Origin of the sequence: Micromonospora sp. DT227, assembly GCF_049841835.1 — a bacterium.
Taxonomy (GTDB): Bacteria; Actinomycetota; Actinomycetes; order Mycobacteriales; family Micromonosporaceae; genus Micromonospora.
Map to the genome: position 1 here is coordinate 681,287 of NZ_JBNCLA010000001.1, position 15,580 is coordinate 696,866.

Here is a 15,580-nt window from a genome sequence, read left to right on the forward strand (position 1 = left end):
CCCTTCTGTTGCTGCAAAGCCAGCGCCGGTCGGCGTCGGGTCAAGCGATTCCGAGCTGTTGGCTCATGACCATGGCGGTCGCGCCGCGCAGGACTATGTCGTCGCCCAGCTCGGAGAGCCGGAGGACGATGTCGCCGTGGACCTCGGTCAGGGCGCGCCGGCGGATGGTCTCCATCGCGGCCGTGGCCAACGGCCCCTCCAACACCCGGTGCGGTCCGCTGAGGACGATCTCGGAGATGTTGAGCGCGGCCACGATCGGCGCCAGCACGGAGCCGAGCGCCTCGCCCGCGACGGTCAGCACCCGGGCGCGCTCCGCGTCGGTGCGGGCCCCGGACAGGTCCTCCTGGATGCGCCGGGTCGACAGCCAGGTCTCCAGGCAGCCGGTCTTGCCGCACACGCAGGGCCGCTCGCTGCCGGCGTCCACGACCACGTGGCCGATCTCGCCGGCCGCGAACCGGCTGCCCAGGATCGGGGTGCCGCCGAGCAGCAGACCCGCCCCCACGCCGACGCCGACCCGGACGAGGAGCGTGTCCGCGGCGCTCTCGCCGTAGCTGCGTTCGGCGAGCGCGGTGGCGTTGGCGTCGTTGGACACGACCACCGGGCAGGCGAAACGCTCACTGAGCAGCGCCTGGAGGTGGATGTCCTGCCAGCCCAGGTTGGGTGCGCTGAGGACGACGCCGCCGAGGTCCACGATGCCCGGCGTGCCGATGCCGATGCCGAGGAGCGGCGCGGTCACCTGCCGGTGTAGCGCCTCGACGAGACCGGTCACCTTCGCCAGGGCGTCGGCGCCGGTGCTGCCCTCGATCTCGACCTGCTGGCGGGCCACCACGGTGCCGCCGAGGTCGAGCACGGCCCCCCGGTAGAGCGTCGAGTGGCTCAGATCCAGGGCGACGGTCTGGTAGGCGCGCTCGTTGAACTCGAGCATCATGGCCGGCTTGCCCGGCCGGGTGCCGGCCCGCGTGCCGACCTCGACCACGAGGTCGTCGGCGAGGAGATCGCTCACCACGTCCGAGACGGAGACCCGCGTCAACCCGGTACGACGCGCCAGATCCGCCCGGCTGTGCGGTCCTTCCCGGTACAGCATCCGCAGCAGCAGTTCCCGGTTGTGCACACGTGCCTGCTCCGGGCGCACCTTCTCGCCGGTGCGGACCCGAGCCGGAACCTGGTCTCGGCGAAGGGTGCCCACCACCTGTCCCGGCTGCTCGGGCGGCGTTGCTCCGGAGGTATCAATGCACGTCACCCGGTTAGTACAGGGGGCTAACAAACCCCGGGACAAGAACGGGGCTCGCCTTGATGCCAAGTCGTTATGTTCGCCCCACGCCACCGTCAAGATCGAATAAGGTGGGCAAATGCCCTGGTAGCGACGCTGTCGCTCGCGCGCGCGGGAGAGGAGTGGTCAATTCGACGGCGAACGGGGGGCGCCGTCGCGGGTAGACCTCCGGTACGGTCCGTGGGGGACTATCCACGCTCGGTCAGTCAAGCGTGGCCTTCCGCCGGTCCACCGCGCCAGTCGCCGCCCGCCCGTCTCCCCGTCCCCCGTCCCCGGCCACGACCCCGGCCTCGTCTACGGCCCACCGGTGCCAGGCCCGCCGCCGCGCCCGCGTCGCCCACTCCACCACCGCCGCAGCGTGCACGCCGACACCCACGACCGCAGGGCCGACGCCGTCCGATATTGATCAGGCTCGTCGCCCAGTTCGGCCGCCCCGCCGACCCGGCCCCGTTGTGGCCCGCCGGTCTCTCGCCCTTCCCGTCCTTCGCCCGCCCGTCACTCGCCCGGCCTGCTGCCCGCCCGGCCTGCTGCCCGCCCGGCCTGCTGCCCGCCCGGCCTGCTGCCCGCCCGGCCTGCTGCCCGCCCGGCCCGTCGGGGCAACGGCTTGTGATCGTGGAACCTGCACGCGGCCACGTTCGTCCGCGCTCTCGCCGAACCCGTGCCCGGGTGCGCCAGCCCGCCCTTCTGAGCGTTGATCTTGCACTTTGGGCCCACGAAGCGCGGCTTATGCGCCGTTCGTCGGGGCAGCAAGTGCAAGATCGACGCGCTGGGGCGGGGGTGGGGTGAGGGCGAGGTGGGGTGGGGGCTATGTGAGGCGGTGGTTTAGGGCGGTGTGGCGTCGTCCGGCGCCGACGGTGCGGACGGCGGCGGCGAGCGCGCGGCGGGAGCCGACCAGGACGACCAGTTGCTTGGCGCGGGTGACGGCGGTGTAGAGCAGATTGCGTTGCAGCATCATCCAGGCGCTGGTGGTCAACGGGATCACCACGGCCGGATACTCCGAGCCCTGGGACCGGTGGATGGTCATGGCGTACGCGTGGCTGAGTTCGTCCAGCTCGTCGTAGTCGTACGCGATGTCCTCGTCCTCGTCGGTGCGGACGGTGAGCGTCTGGTCCTCCGGGGAGATGGCGGTGACGATGCCGAGCGTGCCGTTGAAGACGCCCGCCTGACCCTTGTCGTAGTTGTTGCGGATCTGGGTGACCTTGTCGCCGATGCGGAACACCCGCCCACCCATCCGCCGTTCCGGCTGCCCCTCGCGAGGCGGGGTGAGTTTCTGCTGCAACAGCGTGTTCAGCGCGCCGGCGCCGGCCGGGCCGCGGTGCATGGGGGCGAGCACCTGGATGTCGCGGCGGGCGTCCAGGCCGAACCTGGCCGGGACGCGGGTGCAGGCGACGTCGACGGTCAGGGCGGCGGCGGCCTCGGTGTCGTCGCAGGCGAAGAGGAAGAAGTCCGGCAGCCCCTGGAGGAGGGGCGGGCGGCCGGCGTTGATGCGGTGCGCGTTGGTGACGACGCCGGACTCGGCGGCCTGGCGGAAGACCTGCGTCAGCCGCACCCGGGGAATCGCCGGGGCGGCGAGCAGGTCGCGGAGCACCTCACCGGCGCCGACCGACGGAAGCTGGTCGACGTCACCGACCAGCAGCAGGTGCGCGCCGGGCGGGACGGCCTTGACGAGCTTGTTGGCGAGGACGAGGTCGAGCATGCTCGCCTCGTCGACCACGAGCAGATCGACGTCGATCGGGTTGTCGCGGTCGTAGGACGCGTCACCGCCGGGGCGTAGCTGCAACAGCCGGTGCACGGTGGCGGCCGGATGGCCGGTCAGCTCGGCGAGACGCTTCGCGGCGCGGCCGGTCGGCGCGACGAGCGTGACCTTCGCCTTCTTCGCGGCGGCCAGCTCGACGATCGAGCGTACGGTGAAGCTCTTGCCGCAGCCCGGCCCGCCGGTGAGCACCGCGACCTTCGAGGTCAGCGCGAGCCGGACGGCCTGTTCCTGCTCCTCGGCGAGGTCGTTGCCGGTGCGGGCCCGCAACCACCGCTGCGCCTTGCCCCAGTCCACGTCGTGGAAGTGGGGCAGCCGGTCGACCCGGTCGCGCAGCAGCCGGGTCAACGAGGTGGCGAGCGACCGCTCGGCGCGGTGGAGGGGCACCAGGTAGACCGCCGGCACCGGTTCCCCGTCCCGGCCGGGCAGCGACTCGCGGACGACACCCTCGTCGGCCACCAGGTCGTCGAGGCAGCGGGCGACCAGGTCGGCGGGCACGTCGAGGATCTTCGTCGCGTCCGCGACCAGCTCCGGTTCGGGCAGGTAGCAGTGCCCGTCGTCGGTGGCCTCGGAGAGCGTGTACTGGAGGCCGGCCATCACGCGTTGCGGGCTGTCGTGCGGGATGCCCACCGACCGGGCGATCGTGTCGGCGGTCTTGAAGCCGATGCCCCACACGTCGGCGGCCAGCCGGTACGGCTCCTTGGTGACCACGTCGACGGAGGCGTCGCCGTACTGCTTGTAGATCCGCACCGCCAGCGAGGTCGACACGCCGACGCCCTGGAGGAAGACCATCACCTCCTTGATGGCCTTCTGTTCCTCCCACGCGGCGGTGATCTTCGCCGTACGCTTCGGGCCCAGCCCCGGCACCTCGACCAGTCGGGCCGGCTCCTCCTCGATGACCCGCAACGTGTCCAGGCCGAAGTGCGCGACGATCCGCTCGGCGAACACCGGCCCGATCCCCTTCACCAGACCCGAACCGAGGTAGCGCTGGATGCCCTGGATCGTGGCGGGCAGCACGGTGGTGTACGAGTCGACCTCGAACTGCCGGCCGTAGCGCGGATGCGACGACCAGCGTCCGTGCAGGCGCAGGCTCTCACCGGGCTGCGCCCCCAACAGCGCGCCGACCACGGTCAGCAGGTCACTGCCCCGCTCGGTGGCCACCCGGGCCACCGTGTAGCCGGTCTCCTCGTTGACGTAGGTCAGGCGCTCCAGGACCGCTTCCAGCGTGGCCAGCGGGGGACGGGGTGCGGCGGTCACGGCCACCATCTTGCCTCCGACCGACGCGGCTCTCCCAGACCGGCTGCCACGGTTCGTCGTTGTGCACGATGATGTCCGCGTGCTCGGTCGGACGGGCGGTGGCGAAGTAGAGCTGCTGGGCGGGGAGGTACCGCTCGCGCCAGCGCCGTTCGACCTCCGCCCGGGACGACACCTGGCGCTCCCGGATCACGGCCCGCTCCACGGTCCGGTCGAGTGCGGTCGACACGAAGACGCGCAGGTCCCACCGTTCGAGCAGTTCCGGGCGCAGCAGGAAGACGCCGTCGAAGACCAGCACGGCGTCGGCGGGGGCGGTCGTGACCGGCGGGGCCAGCACCGTGTCCGTGGCGTGGTCGTAGACGGCGGGGCGGAAACGCCGGTCCCCGCCCGGGCCGAGCGGATCCAGCAGCACCCGGGTCAGTGATTCCCGGTCGTGGGCGTCGAAATAGCAGCCCTCGGCTGAGAACTCACCGCGCGGATAGCGTTGCGCCCGGGGGAACAGGAAGTCGTCGACGGTCGCGCGGATGACGTCGCGGCCCCGCTCACGCAGGATGGCGGCCAGCTCGTCGGCGAGGGTGGTCTTGCCGGCGGCGGGCGGCCCGTCGACGGGCGACGCGCGTCGGGTGGGTGCCGGTGACGGACCCGACGGCCCCGGCCAGGTGGTCGAGCAACTCGTCGCGGGTGCCGTGCGCCATGTCCGGCCGCCGTCCTGGGTCGTCGCGAAGGTGCGGTTCGGGGTCGACCTTATGCGCGTCACCCTCTCGGGCACGGACCTCAACCCTCACCACGGTGATCGGGTAGCCTGATGGCCCAGCGGGCCGTTAGCTCAATTGGCAGAGCTGAGGACTTTTAATCCTTAGGTTCTGGGTTCGAGTCCCAGGCGGCCCACCGCCACCCTGTCCCCTGAACGCCGCGAGACCGCCGGCTTCGGCCGTCGCGCGGTCGGTCGCCTCCCGGCCCGCCCGGTCGCCTCCATCGCTCCGCGCACCCGGTGGCCGCCGCCTCCGCGCCCACCTTGCTCCCGCCGCTGCGCGTCGGCCTCGGCTCGCTGTCGGGTCCTTGACCCGGACTTCACCGGCACCTGCCCCGGCTGGCATCCATCCCACAGGGCCTCGGAACTCGGTCGATGACGCTGTTTGATAGCTTCTTGACCGGTACAGAAGACTCCTTTACTATACCGGTATAGAAAGCAATGCCGATGAGTCAGGAGTTCGCCATGGAGATGCCCGCCGCCTTCGTGACCGCCGTCAACGCCGTCGACTTCGAATTCGCCAGCGCCCGCCCGGACGCCCCGGTCGTCCCGTACGTGGAGAAGCCGCCGCGCACCAGGGCCGTCCGCGCGGCCGTTGCCAGGCGTCTCGCTCGCGTCGCCAAAGTGGTCAGGCTGGCGTGACGCCGGTCTTTGATAGCCTCGTACCAGCCGGTAGGCATCGGCGTCCGCCGACCCGCACGGCGGGTGTCGGACGACAGGACCGGTCCGCCGTCAGGGCTCCCTCGCCCTCCGGCGGCGGACACATCTGGACCGACTGGTGGTGGCGTGGCGTCCCGGGTGACACTGCAGACGATCGCTGACCGGGTCGGCGTGAGTCGGATGACCGTGTCGAACGCCTTCTCCAAGCCCGACCAGTTGTCCGCGGCGCTACGCGAGCGCATCCTCACCGCCGCCCAGGAAGTGGGCTACGTCGGCCCTGATCCGGCGGCCAGAGCCCTGGCCAAAGGCACCACCGGCGCCGTCGGCATCGTACTGACCTCCTCGCTCCGCTTCGCCTTCACCGACCTGGTCGCCACCAGCTTCCTCGGCGCGGTGGCGGAGGAACTCGGCCCGACCGGCCTGTCGCTCACCTTGCTGACGTCGTCCGACGACGGCGCGATCATTCCGGCGCGTGACGTGGCGATCGACGGTGCGCTTGTCTACTCGTGCGATCCCACGTCGACCGCCGTCCAGTTCCTCACCCGCCGCAAGCTGCCCCTGGTCTACGTCGACCAGGTGCCGGTCGACGGGATCCCCGCCGTCAACGTGGACGACCGCGCCGGCGCTCGGGCCGCCGCCCAGCACCTGATCGACCTGGGGCACCGGCGGATCGGCCTGCTCCTGTCCGGCCTGCACGGCACGCACGGTGTGGTCACCGCGGCCGACCTCACTGTGGAGGGGCACGCCTCCACGCAGCGGCTGCTCGGGTGGCGCGACGCGCTCGACGCGGCCGGCATCGATCCCGTGATGGCTCGGCAGGGCGGCGCCGACCTGGAGCAGGCGAAGGCGGGTGCCCGGCTGCTCCTGGACCGGCCCGACCGGCCCACCGCGCTGCTCTGCTTCTCCGACGCTGTCGCCTACGGCGCGCTCCGGTGCGCCGAGGATCTCGGCATCGACGTGCCCGGCCAACTGTCGGTGGTCGGCTTCGACGACAACCCACTCGCCGTGCAGATTCGCCCCACCCTGACCACCGTCCGTCAGGACGTGCAGGCCAAGGGGCGGCTCGCGGCGGCAGCGCTCAGCCGCGCGATCCAGGACCGTCTCGCCGGCCGTCCGATCACCGCCGAACACTCGCTGCTCCCCACCGAACTCGTCGTCCGGGACAGCACCGCCCCACCGGCAGGCTGATCACTCCGCGATTCACCGGCCAGCGCGCACACCGGCGCCCGGCTCGGCGGTCCGCCACGTCCGTCTCGGCGCACTCGCCCTCGCCCCGGACGGCACCGCCCGTCGCGCGTGCGTAACCCGGCGTCGCGTCCCCCTGACGTGGCGCTGACCTGCCGTCGAGCCGCCGGACATCGATCGGCCGTCTCCTGTTGTGCAGTCATGAGAACGGGTCTAACCTCCGTTGCTTAAACCGGTTTAGTAGCGCGAGGAGGTGCCGGTGACCCGGCCAGGTCGACCGACGATCCGCGACGTCGCCCGCGTGGCCGGCGTATCGAAGGGTCTGGTGTCCTTCGCGCTCAACGGCCGCCCCGGGGTGGCCGACGAGACGCGGGAGCGGATCCTCACCGCCGCCCGCGCCCTGGGCTGGGAGCCGAGCCACCGGGCCCGCGCCCTGTCCGCCTCGCGGGCGTTCGCGGTCGGCCTGGTGATCGCCCGCCCGCCCGAGCTGCTCGGCGCGGACCCGTTCTTCCCCGCCTTCATCGCCGGGGTGGAGCGGACCCTGTCCGACCGGGGCCAGGCGCTCGTCCTCCAGGTGGTGCCGGAGTCGGCCGAGGAGGCCGGCTACCGGAAGCTGGCCGCCGACGGCCGGGTGGACGGCGTCTTCCTGCTCGACCTTCGGGTGGACGACCCACGGCTCGCGCTGCTGGAACAGCTCGGGCTGCCGGCGGTGACGATCGCCCGCCCGATGGCGCCGACCCGCTGGCCGGCGCTGCTGATCGACGACCGGCCGGGCATCGCCGCCGCGGTCGCCCACCTGGTCGACCTGGGGCACCGACGGATCGGGCACGTCGCCGGGCCGGACCACTTCCTGCACGGCCGGGTCCGTCGGCTGGCCTGGGAGCGGGCGCTGGCGGACGCCGGCCTGCCCGCCGACCTCTGCGTGGCGTCGGACTTCTCGGCGGCCGGCGGCGCGCAGGCCACCCGCGAGCTGCTCGACCGGGCCGAGCAGCCCACCGCGATCGTGTACGCCAACGACCTGATGGCCATCGCCGGGCTCGCGGTGGCCCGGGAACTCGGTGTCGACGTGCCCGGGCAGCTCTCCGTGACCGGGTTCGACGACGCCGAGCTGGCCGGCTACGTCAGCCCGCCGCTGACCACCGTGCGGACCGACCCGTTCGAGTGGGGGCGGGCCGCCGCGCACGTCCTGCTCGAACTCATCGACGGCGAGCCGGTGGCCGACGTGCCCACGCCGCCCGCGCAGCTCGTCCTCCGTGCCTCCACCGCACCACCACCGGCGCCGCCCGCCCAGCGGCGTCGTTCCCCCGCACCGTCCCGATCGGAGCAGACATGAAACGTACCCTTCCGGCCCTGCTGCTGACCGCCGCGCTCGCCGTCACCGCGGGTTGCGACGGCAGCGGCGGTGGCGGTGACGCCGCCGAGGCCAACGCCGCCCGTGGCCCGATCGACATCTGGCTCTCCAACAACCAGGAGGAACTGGCCTGGGGCAAGGCGATGGTCGAGGCGTGGAACGCGGAGCACGCCGACCAGAAGATCACCGCCCAGGAGATCCCGGCGGGCACCAGCTCGGAGGAGGTGATCGGCGCCGCCATCACCGCCGGCAACGCGCCCTGCCTGATCTTCAACACCGCGCCGGCGGCCGTGCCGCAGTTCCAGAAGCAGGGCGGGCTGGTCGCCCTGGACTCGTTCGACGGTGGCGCCGCCTACATCGCCGAGCGCACCGGCCAGACGGCGGACCAGTACAAGTCGCCGGACGGCAAGTTCTACCAACTGCCGTGGAAGTCCAACCCGGTGATGATCTTCTACAACAAGACGGTCTTCGCCAAGGCCGGGCTGGACCCGGAGCGGCCCCCGCTGGCGACGTACGACGAGTTCCTCGCCGCCGCCCGGAAGATCAAGTCGTCGGGCGCCGCCCCGGCCGCCATCTACCCGGCCCCGACCAGCGAGTTCTTCCAGTCCTGGTTCGACTTCTACCCGCTGTTCGCGGCCGAGACCGGTGGCAAGCAGCTCGTCGACCAGGGCAAGGCCCAGTTCGACTCGCCCGAGGGCCAGCGGGTCGCGGAGTTCTGGAAGACGCTCTACGCCGAGGGCCTCGCCCCGAAGGAGAAGTACAACGGCGACTCGTTCGCCGACGGCAAGGCCGCCATGGCCATCGTCGGCCCGTGGGCGATCTCGGTGTACGGCAGCAAGGTGAAGTGGGGCGCGGTGCCGGTGCCGACGTCCACCGGCAAGCCGGCCGACCAGATCCGCACGTTCAGCGACGCGAAGAACGTCGCCATGTACTCCGCCTGCAAGAACCGCGCCACCGCCTGGGACGTGATGCGCTTCGCCACCAGCAAGGAGCAGGACGGCTCGCTGCTGGCCAAGACCGGTCAGATGCCGCTGCGCACCGACCTGGCCGCCGCGTACCCGGACCACTTCGCCAAGAACCCGGCCTACCAGGCGTTCGCCGACCAGGCTGCCCGGACGGTCGAGGTGCCGAACGTGCCGAACTCGGTGGCCGTCTGGCAGGCGTTCCGCGACGCGTACTCCGAGTCGGTGATCTTCGGTAAGAAGCCGGTGCCCGACGCCCTCGGCGCCGCCGCGGACAAGGTCGACCAGCTCGCCGCCGGATCCTGATGTCCACCGCCCACACCGCGGCGGCCCCCGCCCCCGGGGCCGCCGCGCGAAGCCCGAGACCGGCCGGCCGGGGCCGGATGGCGACCGTGCTGGGCCGCCACCCGGTGGGCATGGTGCTGGCCGCGCCGTACGCGGTCTTCATCGCCGTGGTGTTCGCCTACCCGCTCGGGTTCGCGATCTGGATGAGCTTCCACGACTACTTCTTCGCCGCACCGGGCGCGGTGGTGGACCGGCCCTTCGTCGGGCTGGACAACTACCGCGCGGTGCTCGCCGACCCCACGGTCCGCCAGTCGTTCGGCAACATCGGGATCTTCCTGGTCATCAACGTGCCGCTGACCACGGTGCTGGCGCTGCTGCTGGCGGTCGCGCTGAACCGGGTGGTGCACGCCCGGACGTTCCTGCGGGTCGCGTTCTACGTGCCGTACGTGACCGCAAGCGTGGCGGTGGTCGGGGTGTGGTTGTTCCTGTTCAACGCCGGCGGCCTGGTCAACTCCGTGCTCGGCCCGCTGGCGCCCGACCCGTCCTGGCTGGTGAACGCCGGCCTGGCGATGCCGGTCATCGCGGTGTTCGTGGTCTGGAAGCAGCTCGGCTTCTTCATCCTGCTCTACCTCGCCGCGCTCCAGAACGTGCCGAAGGAGCTGTACGAGTCGGCGTCGGTCGACGGCGCGGGCTGGTGGCGGCGGTTCCGGTCGGTGACCGTGCCGGCGGTCCGCCCGGCGACCGCCCTGGTGGTCATCCTGGCCACCATCACCGGCGCCAACCTGTTCACCGAGCCCTACCTGCTCACCGGCGGGGGCGGCCCGAACGGCGCGTCCGCCTCCCCGGTGCTGGTGATGTACCAGCGCGGCATCCAGCAGGGCCAGCCGGACGTGGCCGCCGCCATCGGCGTGCTGCTGGTGATCGGGGTGCTGATCATCTCGTTGGTCAACCGCCGGCTGATCGAGAGGGACTGACGTGACACCGACCTCCACCGCCCGGTGGCCGGGGCTGCTGCGCCACGTGGTGCTGTTCGCCGGGGCCCTGCTGTTCCTCTTCCCCTTCTACTACATGCTGATCGGCAGCCTCCAGGCCGAACCGGACACCTCGGTCGCCGGGGCGTTCCCCACCTCCGGCCTCACCCTGGACAACTACCGGGACATCAACTCCCGGGTCGACCTGCTCGGCTCGCTGATCAACTCGGGCGTGTTCACCGGCGGCGTCATCCTCGGCACCGTGGTCTTCGGGGTGCTCGCCGGCTACGCGCTGGCCCGGCTGCGGTTCCGCGGCCGGGGCACGCTGTTCGCGCTGGTGCTGCTGGTCCAGGTGATCCCCTTCCAGCTCCTGCTGATCCCGCTCTACGTGCTGATCGTGCGCGGGTACGGGCTGGCCGACTCCTACCTCGGGATGATCCTGCCGTTCGCGATCAACACCACGGCGGTCTTCGTCTTCCGGCAGTTCTTCCTGCAACTGCCGGACGAGCTGTTCGCCGCCGCCCGGATCGACGGCGCCGGTGAACTGCGGGTGCTCTGGTCGGTGGCGTTGCCGCTGGTCCGTCCCGCGCTGCTGACCGCGGTGCTGCTCACCTTCATCGGGCCGTGGAACGAGTTCCTCTGGCCGTTCCTGATCACCAAGCAGGCGGACATGCAGCCGCTGGCGGTCTCGCTGGCCAACTACATCAGCAACGTGGCGGCCCGCGCCGCCAACCCGTACGGCGCGGTGCTGGCCGGTGCCTGTGTGCTCGCCGCGCCGGCCGTCGGCCTCTTCGTGGCCTTCCAACGACACTTCATCTCCACCGACATCGGCTCCGGTGTGAAAGGTTGACATGCCTGTCTCGACCACTGTCCCGTACACGCTGACCCGGCTGGGCGTGCTGATGGCGCCCGACCCGGCCGAACCGTTCGAGGCCGCCGGCGTGCTCAACCCGGCGAGCGGGCGTACCCCGGACGGCCGGCTGCACCTGCTGCCCCGGCTGGTCGCCGACGGCAACGTGTCCCGCGTCGGGCTCGCCGAGGTCGAACTGCGCGACGGCGTACCGGTCGGCGTGCGCCGGCACGGCGTCGTGCTGGCCCCGGACGAGGGCTGGGAGCGCGGCCTGAACAACGCCGGGGTGGAGGACCCGCGCACCACCTGGGTGCCGGACCTCGGCCAGCACCTGATGACGTACGTGGCGTACGGGCCGCTCGGCCCCCGCCTCGCGCTGGCCGTCTCCACCGACCTGCGCTCCTGGCGGCGGCTCGGGCCGGTGCAGTTCACCTACCAGCCCGACCTGGACACCGACCTCAACCTGTTCCCCAACAAGGACGCGGTGTTCTTCCCCGAACCGGTGCCCGGCCCGGACGGCCGGCCCTGCTACGCCATGCTGCACCGGCCGATGTGGGACCTCGGCTGGTTCCGCCCCGGCGAGGGCGTGCACCTGCCGGCCGGCACCACCGACGAGCGGCCCGGCATCTGGATCTCGTACGTGCCGGCGGACGAGGTGCACGCCGACATCACCGCGCTGGCCCGCCCCCGGCACCACCGGTGCGTGGCCCTGTCCGAGTTCCCCTACGAGGAGCTGAAGATCGGCGCCGGCCCGCCGCCGCTGCGGGTGCCGGAAGGCTGGCTGCTGCTCCACCACGGGGTGACCGGCCACGTCCCCAGCGGCTGGGACCCGACCACCCAACGCGTCGAGTACGCGGCCGGGGCGATGCTGCTGGACCCGGCCGACCCGGCCCGGGTGCTGGCCCGCACCGCCGAGCCCATCCTCGTGCCGGACACCGAGGACGAGAAGGCCGGCACCGTGCCCAACGTCGTCTTCCCCACCGCGATCGAGGAGGTCGACGGCGTGCGGTTCGTGTTCTACGGAATGGCGGACACGAAGATCGGCGTCGCCCGGCTCGACCACACCCAGTGACGCCCGAGGAGACCACCATGAAACGCCGATCCCTCCTGCTGGGCGGCAGCCTCGCGCTCGGCGCCCCCCTGCTGGTGGCGGCCCCGGCCCGGGCCGCCACCGTGCCCGCGTTGACAAATTTGTCCCATCTGGACTACCTGCTCGACCGGGTCACCCCGCCCGCGCAGGCCGGGCACACCACGTACCGGCTCGCCGACACGCCCACGATCGGGGTGCTGTGGACGTACGCCGAACCGAACCCGGACGGCACGTTCCGGCGCGTCGGCGGCGGGGCGTACGACCCGGCGACGGACACCTGGGGGCAGGGCGCCTACAACGCCGACGACATCGCCCGCGCCGCCGTGGTCTACCTGCGACACTGGCGGTCCACCGGCGCCACCACCAGCCGCGACGCCTCGTACGCCCTGCTGCGGGGCCTGACCTATCTCCAGACCGCCACCGGGCCGGACGCCGGGAACGTGGTGCTCTGGATGCAGCCCGACGGCACGCTGAACCCGAGCGCCGAACCGGTCGAGCTGCCCGACCCGTCCGACAGCGGCCCGTCGTACTGGCTGGCCCGCACCGTCTGGGCGCTGGGCGAGGGGTACGCCGCCTGGCGTACCGCCGACCCCGGGTTCGCGTCGTTCCTGCGCGAGCGCCTCGACCTCGCGGTCGGCGCGTTGGAACGCCAGGTGCTCGTCCGGTACGGCACGTGGCAGGTCGTCGACGGCGAACGGACGCCCGGCTGGCTGATCGCGGACGGCGCGGACGCCACCGCGGAGGCCGTGCTGGGGCTGGCCGCGTACGTGCGGGCCGGTGGCGGCGCCGGGGCGCGGCGGGCGCTGAGCCGGTTCGCCGAGGGCATCGCCGCGCTGGCCGACGGGGACGTCCGGGAATGGCCGTTCGGCGCGGTCCGTCCCTGGGCGCTGTCCCGCTCGGTGTGGCACGCCTGGGGTTCGCAGATGCCCGCGGCGCTGGCCGTCGCCGCGCGGGTGCTCGGTGACCGGCGGCTGCTGCCGGCGGCGGTGGCCGACGCGGCGGTCTTCACGCCGTGGCTGCTCACCTCCGGCGGCCCGGACAACGGGCGGCAGCCCACCCCGACGGACCGGTCGCAGATCGCCTACGGCGTGGACTCCCGCGTGCAGTCGCTGCTCGCCGTCGCCGACGCCACCGGGCGCGACGGGTTCCGGCAGCTCGCCGGCCTGACGGCCGCCTGGTACTTCGGCGCCAACGCGGCCGGCGTGCCCGGGTACGACCCGGCGACCGGGCGCACCGTCGACGGCATCGCCGGCGACGGGACGGTCAACCGCAACGCCGGCGCCGAGTCGACCATCCACGGCCTGCTCAGCATGCTGGCGTTGGACGCCCACCCCGAGGTGGCGGCGCTGGCCCGGCAGGGCCGGATCGTGACGCGGGTCGGCGGCACCGTGGTGGAGGCCGAACAGGCCACGCTGACCGGCGGCGCGGAGGTGGTCACCCCCGACTCGACGTGGACCGGCGAGTCCGCGTTCAGCGGCGCGTACGCCCTGCTGCCGGCCGGCGCGACCGCCCGCTGGCGGTTGCCGGCCGCGGACCAGCCCCGGCTGGTGCTCCCGGTGGTCGAGTTGCGGCCGGGCAGCCGGGCCGTCACCCGGTGGTCCGCCGCCTCGCCCGACGGCCGGGCGCGGACCGTGGGCACCGTCCGGCACGGGCGGGTCGGCGCGCAGGGGACCTCCCCGGCGCCCGGCGCGCTGCTGCCGGTGACGCCGAGCGGCCCGGCGGAGGCGCCGGCCGACGCCGTCGACCTGGTCGCGGTCTCGGCCGGCGGGGACGCCGTGGTCGACGCGGTCCTGCTGGAACCGCTCGTCTCCCGGTACGTGATCGCCGGCACCGGGTCGACGACGGCGCTGCTGCGCAGTGCCGCCCGCACGCCCCGGACCGTCCCGGTCACCGTGCCCGGCCCGGGGACGGTGTGCGTCGAGACGTACGACGCGCAGGGCGTGCGGCGGTCCCGGACCCGGACCCGGGGCGGCACGGTGCCGGCGGTGGTGCTGCCCGGCGGCTTCACGCTCGTCCGGCGCTGACGGGCGCGGCCCGGGCGGTCTTCCCCGCCCGGGCCGGAAGTCGCGCTCCCGCGCGGTTGCTGTCCGGTTCAGCGGGTACCGCACCGGGCATGCGCATCGTGATCGTGGGGGCGACCGGAAACGTGGGAACGGCGGTCCTGCGCCGGCTGCGGCAGGAGTCGGCGGCGGAACTGGTCGGCGTGGCCCGCCGGCTGCCCGGGCCGGACGCCGGTGAGCCGTACGACGACGTCCAGTGGCACCCCTGTGACATCGGCGCGCCCGGCGCCGCCGACGAGCTGGTGCGGATCTTCGCCGGTGCGCGGGCGGTCGTGCACCTGGCCTGGCAGATCCAGCCCAGCCACGACCGGCGCACGCTCTACCGGACCAACGTCGGCGGCAGCCGCGCGGTCATCGAGGCCACCGTCCGGGCCGGCGTTCCCGCCCTGGTGTACGCCTCGTCCGTCGGCACCTACGCGCCCGGCCCGAAGGACCATCCGGTCAGCGAGAACTGGCCGGCGACCGGGGTGCGGACGTCGTCGTACAGCCGGGACAAGGCCGAGGTGGAGGCGCTGCTGGACGACGTGCGGCGGGAGCACCCGGAGCTGCGGGTGGTCCGGCTGCGGCCGGGTCTGATCTTCCAGCGCGACGCCGGCACCGAGATCAGCCGCTACTTCCTCGGCCCGCTGGTGCCGGTGCGGCTGCTGCGCTACGGACGGATCCCGCTGGTGCCCTCGCACAAGCGGCTCCGGATGCAGGCGGTGCACGCCGACGACGTGGCCGACGCGTACGCCCGGGCGGTCCTCGGCGACGCGCGCGGCGCGTTCAACGTGGCGACCGACCCGGTGCTGACGCCGGCGCTGGTGGCGCGGCACTTCCACGGCTGGACCGTGCCGGTGGCGGTGCCGGTGCTGCGCGCCGCGGCGGCGGTGACCTGGCGGGCCCGGCTGCAACCGGTCGACACCGGCTGGGTCGACCTGGCGCTGAACGTCCCGCTGATGTCCGCGCAGCGGGCCGAGACGGACCTCGGCTGGGTGCCCCGGGTCGACACGGTGACCGCCCTGAAGGACCTGATCGCCGGCATGTCGACGAGGTCGGGAACCACGTCTCCACCCCTGTCGACGGACCCCACCCTCCCTGGCCGCGCGGCTGCCGTGCCGAAGGGCCACCTCCCCGGCCACCCCAACCCGTACTGACC

At 72.9% G+C, this 15,580-nt stretch carries 11 protein-coding genes, 1 tRNA gene and 1 pseudogene; 10 read left to right on the forward strand and 3 right to left on the reverse strand.

The features are described 5' to 3' along the window. Positions 1-40: 40 nt before the first annotated feature. The 3 genes and pseudogenes from ACLQ2W_RS03395 to ACLQ2W_RS03405 all read right to left on the reverse strand — a co-directional run. The gene (locus ACLQ2W_RS03395) at positions 41-1,186 is read right to left on the reverse strand and encodes an ROK family transcriptional regulator (protein ID WP_281943774.1); all 1,146 of its coding nucleotides are present in this window, start codon (positions 1,184-1,186) and stop codon (positions 41-43) included. Between the two features lie 889 nt (positions 1,187-2,075). Then, on the reverse strand, positions 2,076-4,289 hold the full coding sequence (gene recD2 / locus ACLQ2W_RS03400; RefSeq protein ID WP_425785178.1) for an SF1B family DNA helicase RecD2: 2,214 nt from the start codon (positions 4,287-4,289) through the stop codon (positions 2,076-2,078). A 16-nt stretch (positions 4,290-4,305) separates the two neighbouring features. Beyond that, positions 4,306-4,972, reverse strand: a pseudogene (locus ACLQ2W_RS03405) (uridylate kinase); the annotation flags it as partial. Positions 4,973-5,092: 120 nt separating this feature from the next. Between ACLQ2W_RS03405 and ACLQ2W_RS03410 the strand changes: the two are divergent. The 10 genes from ACLQ2W_RS03410 to ACLQ2W_RS03455 all read left to right on the forward strand — a co-directional run bounded on the left by ACLQ2W_RS03410 (position 5,093) and on the right by ACLQ2W_RS03455 (position 15,578). Then, a tRNA-Lys gene (locus ACLQ2W_RS03410) sits at positions 5,093-5,165 on the forward strand. Positions 5,166-5,475: 310 nt separating this feature from the next. Beyond that, positions 5,476-5,670, forward strand: coding sequence for a hypothetical protein (locus ACLQ2W_RS03415; protein WP_281943769.1), 195 nt, complete (start codon positions 5,476-5,478; stop codon positions 5,668-5,670). A 156-nt stretch (positions 5,671-5,826) separates the two neighbouring features. Further along, the gene (locus ACLQ2W_RS03420) at positions 5,827-6,876 is read left to right on the forward strand and encodes a LacI family DNA-binding transcriptional regulator (protein WP_425785179.1); all 1,050 of its coding nucleotides are present in this window, start codon (positions 5,827-5,829) and stop codon (positions 6,874-6,876) included. 256 nt (positions 6,877-7,132) lie between these two features. After that, entirely contained in the window at positions 7,133-8,206 is a 1,074-nt protein-coding gene (locus tag ACLQ2W_RS03425; RefSeq protein WP_425785180.1) for a LacI family DNA-binding transcriptional regulator, read from the forward strand. After that, complete coding sequence (locus tag ACLQ2W_RS03430) at positions 8,203-9,492, forward strand: extracellular solute-binding protein (RefSeq protein ID WP_425785181.1); 1,290 nt, start codon at positions 8,203-8,205, stop codon at positions 9,490-9,492. The genes ACLQ2W_RS03425 and ACLQ2W_RS03430 overlap by 4 nt, the downstream gene beginning before the upstream one ends. Continuing rightward, positions 9,492-10,445 carry a carbohydrate ABC transporter permease gene (locus tag ACLQ2W_RS03435; protein WP_425785182.1) on the forward strand — a complete coding sequence of 318 codons (954 nt, stop codon included), beginning with the start codon at positions 9,492-9,494 and terminating at the stop codon, positions 10,443-10,445. Before ACLQ2W_RS03430 ends, ACLQ2W_RS03435 begins: the two co-directional genes overlap by 1 nt. Before the next feature lies 1 nt (position 10,446). Continuing rightward, positions 10,447-11,292 (forward strand): carbohydrate ABC transporter permease, encoded by an 846-nt coding sequence (locus ACLQ2W_RS03440; RefSeq protein WP_199199815.1) that lies wholly within the window; start codon positions 10,447-10,449, stop codon positions 11,290-11,292. 1 nt (position 11,293) lies between these two features. Then, positions 11,294-12,364 carry a glycoside hydrolase family 130 protein gene (locus ACLQ2W_RS03445; RefSeq protein WP_425785183.1) on the forward strand — a complete coding sequence of 357 codons (1,071 nt, stop codon included), beginning with the start codon at positions 11,294-11,296 and terminating at the stop codon, positions 12,362-12,364. 17 nt (positions 12,365-12,381) lie between these two features. Next, positions 12,382-14,406 carry a hypothetical protein gene (locus ACLQ2W_RS03450; RefSeq protein WP_425785184.1) on the forward strand — a complete coding sequence of 675 codons (2,025 nt, stop codon included), beginning with the start codon at positions 12,382-12,384 and terminating at the stop codon, positions 14,404-14,406. 89 nt (positions 14,407-14,495) lie between these two features. Beyond that, entirely contained in the window at positions 14,496-15,578 is a 1,083-nt protein-coding gene (locus ACLQ2W_RS03455; RefSeq protein ID WP_425785185.1) for an NAD-dependent epimerase/dehydratase family protein, read from the forward strand. Positions 15,579-15,580: the final 2 nt, after the last annotated feature.

Bases quoted from the DNA above. Each gene is read 5' to 3' on its own strand.
- recD2 (WP_425785178.1), bottom strand. From the start codon at position 4,289: ATGGTGGCCGTGACCGCCGCACCCCGTCCCCCGCTGGCCACGCTGGAA.
- ACLQ2W_RS03455 (WP_425785185.1), top strand. From the start codon at position 14,496: ATGCGCATCGTGATCGTGGGGGCGACCGGAAACGTGGGAACGGCGGTC.
- ACLQ2W_RS03430 (WP_425785181.1), top strand. From the start codon at position 8,203: ATGAAACGTACCCTTCCGGCCCTGCTGCTGACCGCCGCGCTCGCCGTC.
- ACLQ2W_RS03435 (WP_425785182.1), top strand. From the start codon at position 9,492: ATGTCCACCGCCCACACCGCGGCGGCCCCCGCCCCCGGGGCCGCCGCG.
- ACLQ2W_RS03445 (WP_425785183.1), top strand. From the start codon at position 11,294: ATGCCTGTCTCGACCACTGTCCCGTACACGCTGACCCGGCTGGGCGTG.
- ACLQ2W_RS03450 (WP_425785184.1), top strand. From the start codon at position 12,382: ATGAAACGCCGATCCCTCCTGCTGGGCGGCAGCCTCGCGCTCGGCGCC.
- ACLQ2W_RS03415 (WP_281943769.1), top strand. From the start codon at position 5,476: ATGAGTCAGGAGTTCGCCATGGAGATGCCCGCCGCCTTCGTGACCGCC.